Genomic DNA, 14,272 nt, shown 5'->3' with positions numbered 1-14,272 from the left:
TCTCACCGTGCTGGTGCGGATGCGTCCCGTAGCAATGGAAAGTAGCGACATCTGTGACGAAGCCGAGTGAGAAGACACTGGTCATTATCCCGACCTACAATGAGCGCGAAAACACCCCGCTGATCACCGCTCGTATCCGCCAGGCCGCGCCGAGTGTGGACATCCTCATTGTGGACGACAACAGCCCCGACGGCACCGGCGACGTCGCCGATGAGCTTGCCGCCAAGGACGATCAGATCCATGTGTGCCACCGGAAGGTTAAGGAAGGTCTGCTCGGAGCCTATATCGAGGGCTTTAACTGGGGCTTGGAGCGCGACTACAGCGTGCTCTGCGAAATGGATGCAGACGGTTCCCATGCCCCGGAGCAGCTTCAGCAGCTGCTGAACGCGGTGGATGAGGGCGCCGACCTGGTCATCGGCTCGCGCTATATTCCGGGCGCCCGCGTGGTCAATTGGCCCAAGAAGCGCTATGTGCTGTCCAAGGGCGGCAATATCTACATCTCGCTCGCCCTCGGCGCAGGCCTGAGTGATATGACCGCAGGCTATCGCGCTTATCGACGCGAGGTCCTCGAAGCAATCGACTTCTCGGAGCTGTCCAACGCCGGCTATATTTTCCAGGTGGATCTCGCCTTCCGCGCCGTCCAAGCGGGCTTCGATGTCCAGGAAGTCCCGATCACGTTCACCGAACGCGAAATCGGCGAATCCAAGCTGGACGGCAGCTTCGTCACCAGCTCGCTATCCCAGGTCACGCTCTGGGGTCTCAAGCACCGCGCCCAGCAGCTCCGCGATCTCTACAACGAGACCAGCAAACAGGTGCAGTACGAAATCAAGCGCCACAAGACCCGCCCCAAGTTCAACCACTAATTACCTGCACCCCGCCACGAGCACCGCAGCTCGCGGTGGGGGCAGGAACTAGGGGAGTAGCTTATAAGGACAAAGACCACGACCCGAGAACCGCTGCGTGTTGGTTCTCGGGTCGTGGTCTATCTGTGCACGGCGCTGGGCTTATTTGCCAGCCTCCTGCTTAGCGCGCTCTTCTTCTTCCTTCTGCTGCTTGAGCAGCTTAGCGGCGTTGCGGCGGCGCTTACGCAGATACTCGATGCGCTCATCGAGCAGCTCATCGAGTTCTTCCATGCTGCGGCGCTCGCAGAGCATGTCCCAGTGGGTGCGCGGCGGCTTCACCGGCTTACCCTCAACACCCTCGCCTTCCATGAGGGTGCCCATCTGGCCGTTCTTGCACAGCCACTCCTCGGGGAGTTCGGCATCGTCGGCGAAGGGAACCTCGAAGATCTCTCCCGAGTCCGTCTTGTACTTGACCATGCGCCGAGGTGCGAGATCATGATCTCGATCGGTTTCGTAACTCACAGCACCCATGCGGCTGCCGCGCAGTACGCGATCTGCCATGTTTGAATCCGTCCTTTTCTTTGCGGCTGTATTGCTTTAGGTACAACGCACATGCCGTGTATTTAGTTCCACCACGGAGCACTGCGGTTGTAGCTCATCAGACATATTTTAGCCACGCGGATCCTCCCGCACTCACACAGGGCGGGGTGCGCTAATATATACAGCCGTGACTAGACGCGATTCTGTGACCCACACCTGCCAGTGGTGCGGAAAGGAATTCGCCACTAGCGGCAGGGGGCGACCAAAGAAGTACTGCAGCGCCTCGTGTCGGCAACGTGCTTATGAGCACCGGCAACTGGCGGAGAGTCGACAGCTTCCTAGCGACGCAGTGGTAATCACCCCCGAACAACGGGCCCAGTTCACGGACTCGCTCTATGAGCTGCGTTGCGCCGCCGAGGATATCGCCACCGCGGTGGCCGAGGATGCCGAGCCCGAGGACATCGACGAGTTGTGCGAGGAGCTGCAGCGCATGGCTCGGGCCATTGAACATTTCCGTTTCTAGAATTGGGTTAGGATGCAAGACATGAATACTGGGGCTTCCAAAGGGGCTAATAAAGCCGTTGTCGTCGGTGCCGTTGTAGTCATCGTCGTACTCACGCTGCTTGCCGTGGCTCCCGTGGTGTATAAGGCCGTGATGAACTCCGGAGTGCAGACCGGGGGTATCTCTACCGAGCAGGCCAACGCGGCCAGCACGGACGTCAATGGCGAGTGGACTGTCGTTCCCAGCGCCGAGGGAAACACCACCTCGGTGGGCTATACCTTCGAGGAAATCCTGCCTGGAGAGCGCCGCAGCACCTCTGGCTCCACGCGAGCTGTCACCGGCTCGGCGACGGTCAGTGATAATTCCGTCCAGGCCGGCGCAGAAATGGTGGCCGACCTCACACAGGTCGAGACCGATCAGAAGCGCCGCGATGTGAACGTGCGCCGCAAGCTCTTGGAGACGGAGCTCTATCCCGAGGCCCGCTTCGTGCTCACCGAGCCTGCGGATCTCTCGCAAGTGCCCGATGATGGCACTCCGGCCACCGTGCAGCTCGATGGCGAGTTCACCATCAAGGGCGTGACCAACCCGGTGAGTGCCGAGTTCGAGGTGCTGCGCAGCGGCGAATCCATCATTCTGGCGGGCACCATTCCTTTTAATCGCGAGGACTTTGGAGTCAAGACTCCAGACTTCATTGCCGCGAAGATCTCCGAGGACGGCGAGCTTAATATCCGCATCAGCATGCAGAAAGACAGCTAGGAAAACGCCATGGTGAATAAGCTGATTCCCGCCATGTGGGTGCGCCTCGTCGTACTCATTATCTTCGGCATCTTCATGTACACCGAAGGCCTACCGTGGCTGGCCGGTTTCTCCGTACTGCTGATCGCATTAACCATCTGGCAGTTGGTTACGGCTTATAAACAGCGATAGCCGCTTCATCCAATAGCCTAGGAATGCCACTTATTTCGTCACTGTGACGTAATAGGTGGCATATCTGCATAGGGCAGAGGTACGCGCCGAGGGCCGCCTGGGCGGGGCTACTACGCAGTGGCGCATTCTCTCGCGTCGTTAGCGGGAGCGATGGCGGGATGAGCGCCTCGCACTCAGTGGCGCGTGAGCGTGTGGGCGTGGGCGGCAAGGCCGCACGAAGGCCGCACAGCGCAGATGAGCACATGGACAACCGAGCCGCCGAGAACGGCTGAGCACGAAGCGCGCGCCACGGACGCCGCAGGCGCTGCGACTGAACCTCACACAGTGAGCGAAGATCCAAAGGGCGACGCCGCACCAGGCGTGCACAGAGCCGCAGACAGCGGCGCGGGAGGACAATAGTCTCAACCACGGGCAGACGGCGGAAACCATAACGGCAGCATGCGCCCACCAGCATCCGTATTTGTCCGATAATATACATTATGTCACTTTAGCGATGCCCCCCATTCCCCGCTCAGCGTTGGCGGCGCATCGCGCTCCACACTCCAGCGAGGCCTAGCGGTCTCACCCGCTTCCGCATCCGGCCCCTAGATTCCCCATTCCGCCATCGCTGGGGCCACGTCCACGTCTCGCGCTCTGTTCTCAGTGGCCACCGCACGCCTCACGCCACACTCAGGCCCAGACACAGCGCCCCATACGAGTCACAGCACGCACTTAGTGGACTGTGTACAAGTGCTCAGAATGGCGGCACATAACCCCCGACCGACATCGGACATCACCCCCAGATTAGCCTACCCTGAATCGGTCGCTATGGCCCCTTGTTAAGCGATAGACATCGACATTTACGCGTCCCCACATACGCTGGCGAGCGACGCTGTGCAGTGCATCCTTTGCTGAGGTGGCCACAAGTCTGTACACATCCCACCACCCCCGCGCCCCACACACGGCCGGCTGGCGCCTCATGTCGCCATAGGGTTAATCAATAAATCTGGCCATGGACGAGGTGCGCCTTACTCCCCTAACCTACGGACAAGTAGGGATTATCACTGCTCAACACCCAGCACCCTTGCTGCACTCACTACCGCGCCGATGTCCGTCATCAGACCACATACGCCCGTTATTCCATAGGTTTTAATAGAAAAGCTCTTCCAGTAGCACATCATTTTGTTGCACTATTCAACAAGTCTTAAGCATTCCGAATAATGATGTAAATTGAGCCGCTCAATCATTCTCAGAATCGCTATATTCAGCTTTTTCTTAGCTTCTTGTCAGGAGCGTAAGTTGGCTCATTTTTCGAGGTGCTAGCGGTTTTCTTCTGCGTCCGTTAGTGTTCATCGTAACGAGCTGGTGAGACGTTACAGAGAGTTACTTCACACCTAGCGAGTTACGTGTACAAGGCGCGTTATGTGCCACATTCTGAAGAATCTCGTGAAATCGAGATCCAACTCATAAGGAGTTTGTTTCATGGACAATGCAGTAGTTGAGAACGACGTGATTGACGAGACCACCACCGTGACCGAAACCCCCGTGGCTGACGCTCCTGAGACCGAGGCTCCCGTCGTGGACGCCCCCGAGACCGAGGTTCCCGAGGTGGACACCCCTGCCGTTGACGCCCCCGCTGGCGATCTTCCGGTAGACGAGGTTCCGGGCGCCGGCGAGACCACCGGTGTTGCCGACACCTCCAGCCTGGATGCCTTCTCCTCCGAGATCAGCGTGGACAACGTCGACAGCTTCTTCTCCAACGCCGTCGACCTGACCGTCGCCATCCTGGGCCTCGTGGGCAAGCTGGCCTAAGACTCCGTAGTGCTGGGTCATGCCCAGCACCTCCGAAGCACTTTCAGCCGAAAGGATTACATCATGGGTGCAGATCACGACCCCAATGCAGGCATTCCGCTCGACCCGCCCAGCGACCCCATGCCGGTGGTCCACTGGTTCCAAGAGGTTGGACCTGCACTAGTTGATGCCACCAAGGCGATGCTCGGCTTCGCCGCTGGCGTCGTGTAGTACACAGGCACCGTTCTCAGTGCTTAGCGGCGGGCCGAACCTTCCCGGCTCGCCGCTTTTTCTCCCCACTTATAACCTCTACCGAGAGAATATTATGCGTTCATTGACTAAAGGTATTAGCGCGTGCGTCATCGCCGTGAGCACTCTCTGTGCCGGCGTTGGTACGGCCAACGCTGTTCAGGATCGCCCATGGTGGGATCCCACGCAGGTGATCGAGTCTCCCGTCAACCCGAACCGTGCTGAAGGTGCGGTGGAGGGCGTCTCCTTTACCGCTTCTGATTCCGCTGCGAAGGAAGTCAGCCCGAGCGACTGGGCTCGCGTCACCTTCACCGGCACCGGTTTTACCCCCGGCTTGTACTACACGGTGCGCGTCACCCTCCGTGAGCCGGGCACCGGCCGCGACTGGGGCGTCTACACCTGGCTGACCTATCGCGCCACCGCAGAGGGCAAGATCCACTCCAACCTGCGCGTGTTCATCCCGAGCCGTGCGGTACCTGGGGAAAAGGTCATCGCCGTTCCCACCGTGTACAACGCCGAGGATGTTCGCCGCGATGGTCGCCCGGAAAAGGCCGATCCGAGCTGCGTTCTGCAATGTGAGCGCGTGGCCCCGCTGGCCGCGTACACCAATCTCACTGATCCCGGCGCCACCATCACCATCCGCTAGTACCCCCTTCCCATCACGTTTTTTCACACAGTAAGGACATAGCTATGCCTACCGGACCCGCACCCCACCCCGGCTACTTTGACCAGGATGCACTCGACTTCTCTGTCGCCATCGTCGAGACGATCCTCGGCGGCGCCGGACAGATCTTCGGCGCTATCTAAATAGCGAGCATCAACTCACACACACGCCCCGGCCAGATACTGGTCAGGGGCGTGTGCTTCGTCGTGCCCTGATGCGTTCTCGGGGCACTAGACAGTACTAGCTGCGCCGGCTGGCCCGACTACGCGAGGTCAGCCGCAGCTGCAGCGCATCGAGGTGGTTCTCCTCCAGCAGCGCTTGTTGCAGCGCAAGGTGGAAACGCCACAACCGCCGGAAGGTGATATCGAAGCCGGCGGCGGCAGCGTCACGCGAGTTGGCGTCGAAAAGCTCGCCCTGGATCGCCGCAACCTGTGCGTAGTGCGAAGCGAAGTGGGTCTCGCCGATGATGCGCAAGGAGGTATCGCGGTCGACCGTCTTGTGCAGCTCCTCGATGCTCGGATAGTCCATGGCCGGCCAGATATAGGCCCGCTCCACGGCGAGCGCTTGGCGCGTGACTGCAGAAAAGTTGCTGCCTTCGCTGAGGGTCTGGATCGCGGCGACGCCGCCTACCGACAACATGCGGTCGATAGCGCGGAAGAACTCCCGCTGCCCATCGGCGCCCATGGGCACGAGCTTGTCCAGGCTGACGATGGATTCATAGCGCGAACGCCAGTCCTCGCGGGTGGCGATGGGATGCTCGATGGTGTGAATGAACACCGAATCGGCCACTCCGGCGAGCTGCACGCTCTCATCCACGGCCGCCACAAACTCCGCATCGGGGCTGAGCGCATCCACACTGGCCCCGCGCTGGGCGGCACGAATCGCCAGGGCGCCACGGGAGAGCGGATATTCCAGCACATCGCGGCCGCCACCAACCTGCGCGGCATCGAGAAGAGAGTCGATAGCGCGGTTCTGCGCATCGGCGAGATCCGCCCGGCCCACCTCGGCCGGCGGGGAGATGCGCGTGTCATCCACAAAGTGGTGCGAGGACTCGGCTTTCGGCCGCGAACTGTGGGTATAGCTTTTGCGGGTAATTCTTTCGGTCGTGGCCACCCCGGAGGCGAACATGCCGCCGCCGTCATGAATGCTGTCAGTGGAGGTGAACTCGCTGAGCGCCGGCGGCAGTTCACCGCCCTCATAGCGGCCGCGCTGCGGCAAGCGGCGGGCCGTACCGAAGGTGGTGCCCAGCAGTGCCTTCACCACAGCACCGAGATCGCGGGCATGCCACTCCCCTGCCATATAGCTTTCGGCCAAGCCGAGCCAGCCGCCATCGGAGAGGCGGTAGAACAGCTCCTCGTGCTCCACCACCACGTCGGAATCTTCGAGCGAAATGCCCACGCTGAGCCCAGCGTCGGCGAGAGCGCGAGCGAAGTGAGCCTCCACGCGCCGCAGCCGCCACGAAGCAATCCGATCGCCCCAGGCGACCGGCACCGTGGCCACTCCCGGCCACCGCTGCGCATCCACATGCGCCAGGTGGCTGGCCTTATAACGGGGCATAGATTCTTCCGGCTCCCTTTCCACATCCGAGATAACGCGCAATCTGAACATGACGCGCGTGGTGCGCTCCCCTCCTCAGCGCCTGAGCACGGCCGACGCCGCAGCGGCGAGGAGTGGGAGGATGGCCGCAACGACGCCTCGTTGCTCCATCACCATTGATGAATTCATGGTAGAACTCTCGCTACCCTCGCTCGGGGAGGCGGGGCCGCAGACGGCACCCACCGCGGCAAATACCATAAGGGATAATGGCGCACCTCAACATGGCTGTGTTTTCTATCACCACGGCGGAGGTATAAACTGAGCATCTATGCGCGCCCTGCCTTGCACTCGCGCCGCTTTCCGCGGCTGCCGAGCACAGGGCCCTTATATATGTCATGCTGGGCGCGCGAGAATCTGTTCTTTGTTTCGAGGAGTTTATCTTTATGTCTGACCAGCCCTTCCGCCCAGAGAGCGGCCGCCACCACGTGGTGATTATTGGCTCCGGCTTCGGCGGCATCTTCGCTGCTCAGCGCCTTAAGGAGGCCGATGTTGATATCACCATCATCGACCGCACCAACCACCACCTTTTCCAGCCGCTGCTGTACCAGGTGGCTACCGGCCTGCTCTCCTCAGGGGAGATCGCTCCAGCAAACCGCCAGGTGCTGAAGAACCAGGACAATATCAATATTGTCAAGGGCGAGGTCACCGACATTAACGCCGAGGAGCAGACGGTCACCGCCGAGCTCGGCGAAATCAAGCGCGTATATAGCTATGACTCGCTCATCGCCGCCGCCGGCGCCGGCCAGTCCTATTTCGGTAATGAGCACTTCGCCGAGTTCGCGCCGGGCATGAAGTCCATTGACGACGCCCTCGAAATTCGCGCCCGCATCATCGGCGCCTTCGAGCGCGCTGAGCTGGCCACCGACCCGGCCGAGCGCGAGCGCTATCTCACCTTCGTCGTCGTCGGCGCCGGCCCCACCGGTGTGGAGCTGGCCGGGCAGCTGGCCGAGATGGCCCACCGCACCCTTGCCGGCCGCTACACCAATATCAATCCGGCCAATGCCCGCATTTTGCTTCTCGACGGCGCCCCGCAGGTGCTGCCGCCCTTCGGCAAGCGTTTGGGCCGCAAGGCACAGCGTCAGCTGGAGAAGCTCGGTGTCTCGGTTCGCCTCAACTCGATGGTGACCAATGTGGACGCCGAGTCTGTCACCTACAAGAACATGCAGGATGACACCGAGACCACCATCCCCTCCTACTGCAAGATCTGGTCCGCCGGTGTGCAGGCATCTCCGCTGGGCAAGCTCATCGCCGCACAGACCGGTGCCGAGGTCGATCGCGCCGGCCGTCTGCTGGTGAACGAGGATCTCACCGCGGGCGACAGCAGCAACATCTTCGTTGTCGGCGACATGATGAACTGCAATAACCTCCCGGGCGTGGCCCAGGTGGCGATCCAGGCCGGCGAGTACGCCGCCGATGTCATTGCCGCCGAGCAGGGCACCGTCGCCGCCCGCGAGCCCTTCGAGTACTTCGATAAGGGCTCCATGGCCACCGTCTCCCGCTTCTCCGCTGTGGTGAAGATGGGGCGCATCGAGGTCACCGGCTTTATTGGCTGGGTGCTGTGGCTGGCCGTGCACGTGATGTTCCTGGTCGGCTTCCGCAACCGTTTTGTGGCTGCCATGTCCTGGGGCCTCAACGTGCTCTCGCGGGCCCGCTGGCAAATCACCACCACCCGCCAGCAGCTGCATGGCCGCAATGGCCTGAACAAGCTCGCCCAGCTCAGCGCCGAGCAGGGCCAGCCGGTAGAGGCGGCGGAAACCCGCCAATACGCGCTGGATGAGCAGACCCAGAAGCAGCTGAACAAGGACAACTAAACGCCTCGTTTTCAGCGACGGAGAGCACCCGCGGCCACACCCCTAATCGGGGGATTGTGGCCGCGTTGCTTATATCACACTCAGCAACCCCCAACTCCCCGCTACCCCCGTTTCCCACACAAGTAAATTGTCTGGCATCTGAGAAAAACACCTGTGCCAGCGCCTTTGTTGAGGTAACCCCATTCGTGTCTACTTGACATCCCACCACCGAGCGGAACCGTTACTGGTGTGCATCTATATGTTCTCACGGGCTATCTACACCGGCGTAGTATTCGACATGGACATATACCCACTAACGAAGGTCGGGATCCCACTAAGGTGTGCAGTGGCCTCCCGGCACGTTGAACACAACATAGTGAAGGGCTAGGTGAACGCGTGTCTCAGGACACCCTGAACCCCGACAACATTGGCTGGGACGGTTTCGCCGCCGGTGCGTGGCAGACCGAGATCAACCTGCGTGACTTCATCCAAAACAACTACACCCCCTATGACGGGGACGATAGCTTCCTCGCAGGTCCCACCGATAAAACCATGCGCGTGTGGAATCACTTGGAGAAGAACTATCTCTCCGAGGAGCGCAAGCGTCGCGTCTACGATGTAGACACCGAAACCCCGGCAGATGTGGATGCCTTCCCTGCCGGCTATATCAGCGAGGACGACGATGTGATCGTCGGCCTGCAAACGGATGTGCCGCTCAAGCGCGCCATGATGCCCAATGGCGGCTGGCGCATGGTGGAAACCGCCATTAAGGAAGCCGGCAAAGAGGTTAATGAGGACGTGAAGAAGATCTTCACCTCCTACCGCAAGACCCATAATGATGCCGTCTTCGATATCTACACTCCCCGCATCCGCGCGGCCCGTAGCTCCCACATCGTCACCGGCCTGCCTGATGCCTATGGCCGCGGCCGCATTATCGGCGACTATCGCCGCGTGGCCCTCTACGGTGTCGATGCCCTGATCGCCGAGAAGCAGCGGGCGAAGGATGCTCACGCCAATGAGCCTTTCTCTGAGCACTGGGCGCGCTACCGCGAGGAGCATTCCGAGCAGATCAAGGCGCTGAAGAAGCTGAAGAATATGGCTGCCGCCTATGGCTTCGATATTTCTCAGCCGGCCACCACCGCCCAAGAGGCCGTGCAGTGGACCTACTTCGCCTACTTGGGCTCGGTGAAGTCCCAGGATGGCGCCGCGATGTCCATCGGTCGCCTCTCTGCCTTCCTCGATATCTACTTCGAGCGCGATCTCGCCGCCGGCCGCATCACCGAAGAGGATGCCCAGGAAATCATGGATGCGCTCGTGATCAAGCTGCGCATCGTGCGTTTCTTGCGCACCATCGACTATGACCAGATCTTCTCCGGCGATCCCTACTGGGCAACCTGGTCCGATGCTGGTTTCGCCACCGATGGCCGCTCGCTGGTGACCAAGACCTCCTTCCGTCTGCTGCAGACCCTGCGCAACCTTGGTCCTGCACCGGAGCCGAATATCACCATCTTCTGGGATCCGGCACTGCCGAAGGGCTATAAGGACTTCTGCGCCGCCATCTCCATCGAGACCTCCTCTATTCAGTACGAGTCCGATGAGCAGATCCGCGATCAATGGGGCGACGACGCCGCCATCGCCTGTTGCGTCTCCCCCATGGCCGTGGGCAAGCAGATGCAGTTCTTCGGCGCCCGCGTCAATGCCGCCAAGTCCTTGCTCTACGCCATGAACGGTGGCCGCGACGAGGTCAGCGGCAAGCAGATCACCGAAGAAGGCCTGTTCACTCCGATCGAGGGCGATGGCCCGCTGGACTTCGATGAGGTCTGGCAGAAGTACGAGGAGATGCTCGACTGGGTGGTAGGCACCTACGTGGAGGCCCTCAACATCATCCACTACTGCCACGATCGTTATGCCTATGAAGCTATCGAGATGGCACTGCACGACTCCGACATCATCCGCACCATGGGCTGCGGTATCGCCGGACTCTCGATCGTCGCCGATTCGCTGTCTGCGATTAAGTACGCCAGCGTCACGCCGGTCCGCGATGAGACCGGACTGATCGTGGACTATGTCACCGAGGGCGAGTTCCCGCGCTATGGCAATGACGATGACCGCGCCGACGATATCGCCGCCACGATCGTCCACACCGTCATGGACAAAATCAAGTCCATCCCGATGTATCGCGATGCCATCCCGACGCAGTCGGTGCTCACCATCACCTCGAACGTGGTCTACGGCAAGGCCACCGGCTCCTTCCCCTCCGGGCACCAGGCCGGTACGCCGTTTAGCCCCGGCGCCAACCCGGAAAATGGCGCCGATACCCACGGCATGGTCGCCTCCATGCTTTCGGTGGGCAAGCTGGACTACCAGGACGCGCTCGATGGCATCTCGTTGACGAACACCATCACCCCCTCCGGTTTGGGCCGCGATAAGTCCGAACAGGTGGGCAACCTGGTGGGCATTCTCGACGCCGGCTTCATCATCGACGACACCACCTGCCCCGCCTAATACCCTCCCGCCTCGCCTCGGAACCCCGGGGCGAGGCCCCAAGACTTCACCTTTCACCACCCACTATCCAAGGAGTATCACCATGTCCACCAAGACTTTCGACGAGCGCATGGCTGCTATGAAGGCTGCCCGTTCCCAGCACAATGCCGGCTCTGGGCTCTACCACGCCAATATCAACGTGCTCGATCACAAGACCCTGCAAGATGCCATGGACAATCCGGAGAACTACCCCAACCTCACCGTGCGTGTGTCCGGCTACGCCGTGAACTTCGTCAAGCTCACCCGTGAGCAGCAGCTCGACGTGATGGCTCGTACCTTCCACCACAACGCCTAAGCGCGCCTGACACCACGATCCAGCACTCAAGGAGCTTCCACCCCATGGCCGACGGCCTCAACTCGGCAGTAACTCTCTCCCCTCAGCAGGGCCCCCGCCACCGCGGAAGCGCCCACGGCTTGGGCATGCCCGGGCTCGATGGTGAGGAGCGCAGCGAGTTGCTCGAGGCGCGCCGCACCGGCAATGCCGGGCTGGTGCACTCCTGGGAGCTGGTCACCGCCGTGGACGGCCCCGGCACTCGGATGACGATGTTTCTTTCCGGGTGCCCGCTGCGCTGCGTGTACTGCCACAACCCCGACACCATGGGGATGAAGGAAGGCACCATGCACACGGTGGAGCAGATCGTCTCTAAGGTGCGCCGCTACAAGGCCGTGTTTCGCGCCTCCGGCGGCGGATTGACGATCTCCGGCGGGGAGCCGCTCTTTCAGATCGAGTTCACCCGCAAGGTGCTGCGTGCCGTGCACGACTCCGGCATCCACACCGCCATCGACACCTCCGGGTATCTGGGGGCCCGACTCAGCGATGAGGACCTCGACAATATCGACCTCGTGCTGCTCGATGTGAAATCCGGTGACCCGGATACCTATAGGGCTGTGACCGGTGGCCGCGAGCTCCAGCCCACCATTGACTTCGGTGACCGTCTCAGCGCGAAGGGCGTGGCCATCTGGGTCCGCTTCGTGCTCGTACCCGGCTGGAGCGACGATCCTGACAATGTCGCGAAAGTAGCCGATATCGTCTCCCGTTGGTCCTCCAGCGTCGAGCGCGTCGAGGTCCTGCCCTTTCACAACATGGGCCAAGACAAGTGGGAGAAACTGGGCCTGCCCTATGAGCTCTCCGGGGTCAAGCCGCCCTCCGCGGCGGCCGTGGAGGAGGTTCGCGAGGTCTTTCGTTCCCGCGGCCTGACGGTGTACTAGCACCGCCACTCCCAGCGGGTGTAGACATAACTACCGCCACCGCAACCGACATCGTCTCGGTTGCGGTGGCGGTGTTTGTTATGGGCTATAAGCTGCGTCGATGCGCCTGTCTTCCGTTGCCATTGCTCACCGTCAATCAAGTCTTAATGCCAAGACACAACGACCCCATTTTCATGGCCTACGCAACAGTAGGGTTGCTAGCGTGAAGGGTATAACAATTGGGCTGAACCCAGCTGTGTGAGTGTTCGGCCCACGATCCTATCGCCAAGGCCTCGCGAGGCCTTTTCCAGAAGGGATATGTGAGTATGACCGCTCCCACCACTGTGTCGGCGCCCGACAGCGCCACAAAGGCCCGCAGCATCAACAACAGCTGGGCACTGAGCCTCTTTGGTACCGCTGTAGGCGCCGGCATCCTGTTTCTTCCCATCAACGCCGGTGCCGCCGGCATCTGGCCGCTGCTCATCGTCACCCTGCTCATCGGGCCGATGACCTATTTCTCCCACCGAGCGCTCGCCCGCTTCGTCTGTAAATCTCCTCGCCAGGGCGAGGACATCACCGTGGTCGCCACCGATTATTTCGGCACGGCGTGGGGCTGGGCAATCACCATCCTCTATTTCTTCGCCATCTACCCCATCGTGCTCATCTACGGGGTATCGATCACCAACTCCGTCGATAGCCTCATCCAGAATCAGCTCGGCGGCCCCGCCATTGATCGCTGGATCCTCGCCGGGGCGCTGGTGGCCGCGATGATGGTGCCCATGGTGGTGGGGCAAAAGCTCATGTTGGCTGTCACGCAATTTTTGGTCTACCCGCTGATCATCGCCTTGCTGGGTATTTCGCTCTATCTGATTCCCACCTGGAAGCTGGATGGTCTCACCGCGATGCCTGGCGCCGGAGACTTCCTCGTCTCCGTATGGCTGATCATCCCCGTGCTGGTCTTTGCCTTCAACCACTCCCCTGCGATCTCGCAGTTCTCGCTGGCCATGCAGCGCACCCACGGCCCACGCAGCGCCGAGAACGCCTCCATCGTCTTGCGTCGCACCGCCATGCTGCTCACGGTATTCACCATGCTCTTCGTGTGGTCGTGTGTGCTGTCTTTGGGCACGGACGGCCTCGCCGCCGCCCGCGAGGAAAACCTGCCGGTGCTGTCCTATCTCGGCAATGTGCACGACGCCCCGGTCATCACCTATTTGGCCCCGGCGATCGCCATCGTGGCCATCGTCTCTTCCTTCTTCGGCCACACTCTTGGTGCCGCCGAGGGGGCCGCCGGCATTGTGCGCCATGCCCGTCCAGAGATGGTCGATCGCCTCGGCGAGCGCACGCTCATGATCGCGGTGAACGTCTTTATCGCCCTAACCGCCTGGATCGCCGGCGTGCTCAACCCTTCCATTTTGGAGGTTATCGAGACGCTTTCCGGCCCGGTCATCGCCTCGATCCTGTACCTCATGCCGATGGTGGCCATCTATAAGGTCGACGCCCTCGCCCCCTTTAGAAAGTACGCCTCGAACTGGTTCGTGATTGTCACCGGCATCATCGCGATCTCGGCCGTGATCTACAAAATTATCGGCCTGTTTTAGCTACTACGCACCACGCTTATCGACGCCCACCTCCCGCCACACACCGCGGGAGTGGGCGTCGC

The 14,272-nt window shown here is 61.1% G+C and carries 14 protein-coding genes; 12 read left to right on the top strand and 2 right to left on the bottom strand.

What is annotated here, in order from left to right; genetic code table 11:
- Window positions 1–53: 53 nt before the first annotated feature.
- Window positions 54–863 (top strand): polyprenol monophosphomannose synthase, encoded by an 810-nt coding sequence (locus KRX12_RS07985; RefSeq protein WP_218366283.1) that lies wholly within the window; start codon window positions 54–56, stop codon window positions 861–863.
- Window positions 864–1,004: 141 nt separating this feature from the next.
- Here KRX12_RS07985 and KRX12_RS07980 read toward each other — a convergent pair whose 3' ends face one another.
- Complete coding sequence (locus KRX12_RS07980) at window positions 1,005–1,403, bottom strand: RNA polymerase-binding protein RbpA (protein ID WP_151528807.1); 399 nt, start codon at window positions 1,401–1,403, stop codon at window positions 1,005–1,007.
- A 166-nt stretch (window positions 1,404–1,569) separates the two neighbouring features.
- On the opposite strand from KRX12_RS07980, the gene KRX12_RS07975 reads away from it, so the two are divergent.
- From KRX12_RS07975 to KRX12_RS07950, 6 genes are all read left to right on the top strand, one after another.
- The gene (locus tag KRX12_RS07975; protein WP_192795998.1) at window positions 1,570–1,905 is read left to right on the top strand and encodes a hypothetical protein; all 336 of its coding nucleotides are present in this window, start codon (window positions 1,570–1,572) and stop codon (window positions 1,903–1,905) included.
- 21 nt (window positions 1,906–1,926) lie between these two features.
- Window positions 1,927–2,640, top strand: coding sequence for a YceI family protein (locus tag KRX12_RS07970; RefSeq protein WP_370625565.1), 714 nt, complete (start codon window positions 1,927–1,929; stop codon window positions 2,638–2,640).
- 9 nt (window positions 2,641–2,649) lie between these two features.
- Window positions 2,650–2,811, top strand: a complete 162-nt coding sequence (locus tag KRX12_RS07965; RefSeq protein ID WP_192796229.1) for a hypothetical protein — start codon at window positions 2,650–2,652, stop codon at window positions 2,809–2,811.
- 1,461 nt (window positions 2,812–4,272) lie between these two features.
- A complete protein-coding gene (locus tag KRX12_RS07960; protein WP_192796000.1) occupies window positions 4,273–4,602 on the top strand; it encodes a hypothetical protein in 330 nt (109 codons plus the stop codon).
- 63 nt (window positions 4,603–4,665) lie between these two features.
- Window positions 4,666–4,812 carry a hypothetical protein gene (locus tag KRX12_RS07955; RefSeq protein ID WP_192796001.1) on the top strand — a complete coding sequence of 49 codons (147 nt, stop codon included), beginning with the start codon at window positions 4,666–4,668 and terminating at the stop codon, window positions 4,810–4,812.
- 103 nt (window positions 4,813–4,915) lie between these two features.
- The gene (locus KRX12_RS07950) at window positions 4,916–5,476 is read left to right on the top strand and encodes a hypothetical protein (protein ID WP_151528810.1); all 561 of its coding nucleotides are present in this window, start codon (window positions 4,916–4,918) and stop codon (window positions 5,474–5,476) included.
- Between the two features lie 258 nt (window positions 5,477–5,734).
- Here the strand turns inward: KRX12_RS07950 and KRX12_RS07945 are convergent, their stop codons facing one another.
- Entirely contained in the window at window positions 5,735–7,051 is a 1,317-nt protein-coding gene (locus KRX12_RS07945) for a cyclopropane-fatty-acyl-phospholipid synthase family protein (protein ID WP_218363218.1), read from the bottom strand.
- 422 nt (window positions 7,052–7,473) lie between these two features.
- Between KRX12_RS07945 and KRX12_RS07940 the strand changes: the two genes are divergently transcribed.
- The 5 genes from KRX12_RS07940 (at window position 7,474) to KRX12_RS07920 (ending at window position 14,210) form a co-directional block, all read left to right on the top strand.
- Window positions 7,474–8,901, top strand: coding sequence for an NAD(P)/FAD-dependent oxidoreductase (locus KRX12_RS07940; RefSeq protein ID WP_218363217.1), 1,428 nt, complete (start codon window positions 7,474–7,476; stop codon window positions 8,899–8,901).
- Window positions 8,902–9,276: 375 nt separating this feature from the next.
- Window positions 9,277–11,385, top strand: coding sequence for a pyruvate formate lyase family protein (locus KRX12_RS07935; RefSeq protein ID WP_218366281.1), 2,109 nt, complete (start codon window positions 9,277–9,279; stop codon window positions 11,383–11,385).
- Between the two features lie 82 nt (window positions 11,386–11,467).
- Window positions 11,468–11,719 carry an autonomous glycyl radical cofactor GrcA2 gene (grcA2, locus tag KRX12_RS07930; RefSeq protein WP_018019663.1) on the top strand — a complete coding sequence of 84 codons (252 nt, stop codon included), beginning with the start codon at window positions 11,468–11,470 and terminating at the stop codon, window positions 11,717–11,719.
- A gap of 44 nt (window positions 11,720–11,763) precedes the next feature.
- The gene (gene pflA, locus KRX12_RS07925; protein ID WP_218366280.1) at window positions 11,764–12,633 is read left to right on the top strand and encodes a pyruvate formate-lyase-activating protein; all 870 of its coding nucleotides are present in this window, start codon (window positions 11,764–11,766) and stop codon (window positions 12,631–12,633) included.
- Between the two features lie 305 nt (window positions 12,634–12,938).
- Window positions 12,939–14,210, top strand: a complete 1,272-nt coding sequence (locus tag KRX12_RS07920) for an amino acid permease (protein ID WP_218366279.1) — start codon at window positions 12,939–12,941, stop codon at window positions 14,208–14,210.
- Window positions 14,211–14,272 lie beyond the last annotated feature (62 nt).

The sequence above is a fragment of the Corynebacterium sp. TAE3-ERU2 genome, from assembly GCF_019209955.1.
Classification (GTDB): domain Bacteria; phylum Actinomycetota; class Actinomycetes; order Mycobacteriales; family Mycobacteriaceae; genus Corynebacterium; species Corynebacterium megadyptis.
The sequence above is the reverse complement of the archived record's forward strand: the minus strand, read 5'-3'. Positions and strand labels throughout refer to the sequence as shown.

Coding starts and splice junctions, on each gene's coding strand:
- KRX12_RS07940 (WP_218363217.1), top strand. CDS start 7,474: ATGTCTGACCAGCCCTTCCGCCCAGAGAGCGGCCGCCACCACGTGGTG.
- KRX12_RS07980 (WP_151528807.1), bottom strand. CDS start 1,403: ATGGCAGATCGCGTACTGCGCGGCAGCCGCATGGGTGCTGTGAGTTAC.
- KRX12_RS07965 (WP_192796229.1), top strand. CDS start 2,650: ATGGTGAATAAGCTGATTCCCGCCATGTGGGTGCGCCTCGTCGTACTC.
- KRX12_RS07955 (WP_192796001.1), top strand. CDS start 4,666: ATGGGTGCAGATCACGACCCCAATGCAGGCATTCCGCTCGACCCGCCC.
- KRX12_RS07970 (WP_370625565.1), top strand. CDS start 1,927: ATGAATACTGGGGCTTCCAAAGGGGCTAATAAAGCCGTTGTCGTCGGT.
- KRX12_RS07920 (WP_218366279.1), top strand. CDS start 12,939: ATGACCGCTCCCACCACTGTGTCGGCGCCCGACAGCGCCACAAAGGCC.
- KRX12_RS07960 (WP_192796000.1), top strand. CDS start 4,273: ATGGACAATGCAGTAGTTGAGAACGACGTGATTGACGAGACCACCACC.
- grcA2 (WP_018019663.1), top strand. CDS start 11,468: ATGTCCACCAAGACTTTCGACGAGCGCATGGCTGCTATGAAGGCTGCC.
- KRX12_RS07945 (WP_218363218.1), bottom strand. CDS start 7,051: ATGCCCCGTTATAAGGCCAGCCACCTGGCGCATGTGGATGCGCAGCGG.
- pflA (WP_218366280.1), top strand. CDS start 11,764: ATGGCCGACGGCCTCAACTCGGCAGTAACTCTCTCCCCTCAGCAGGGC.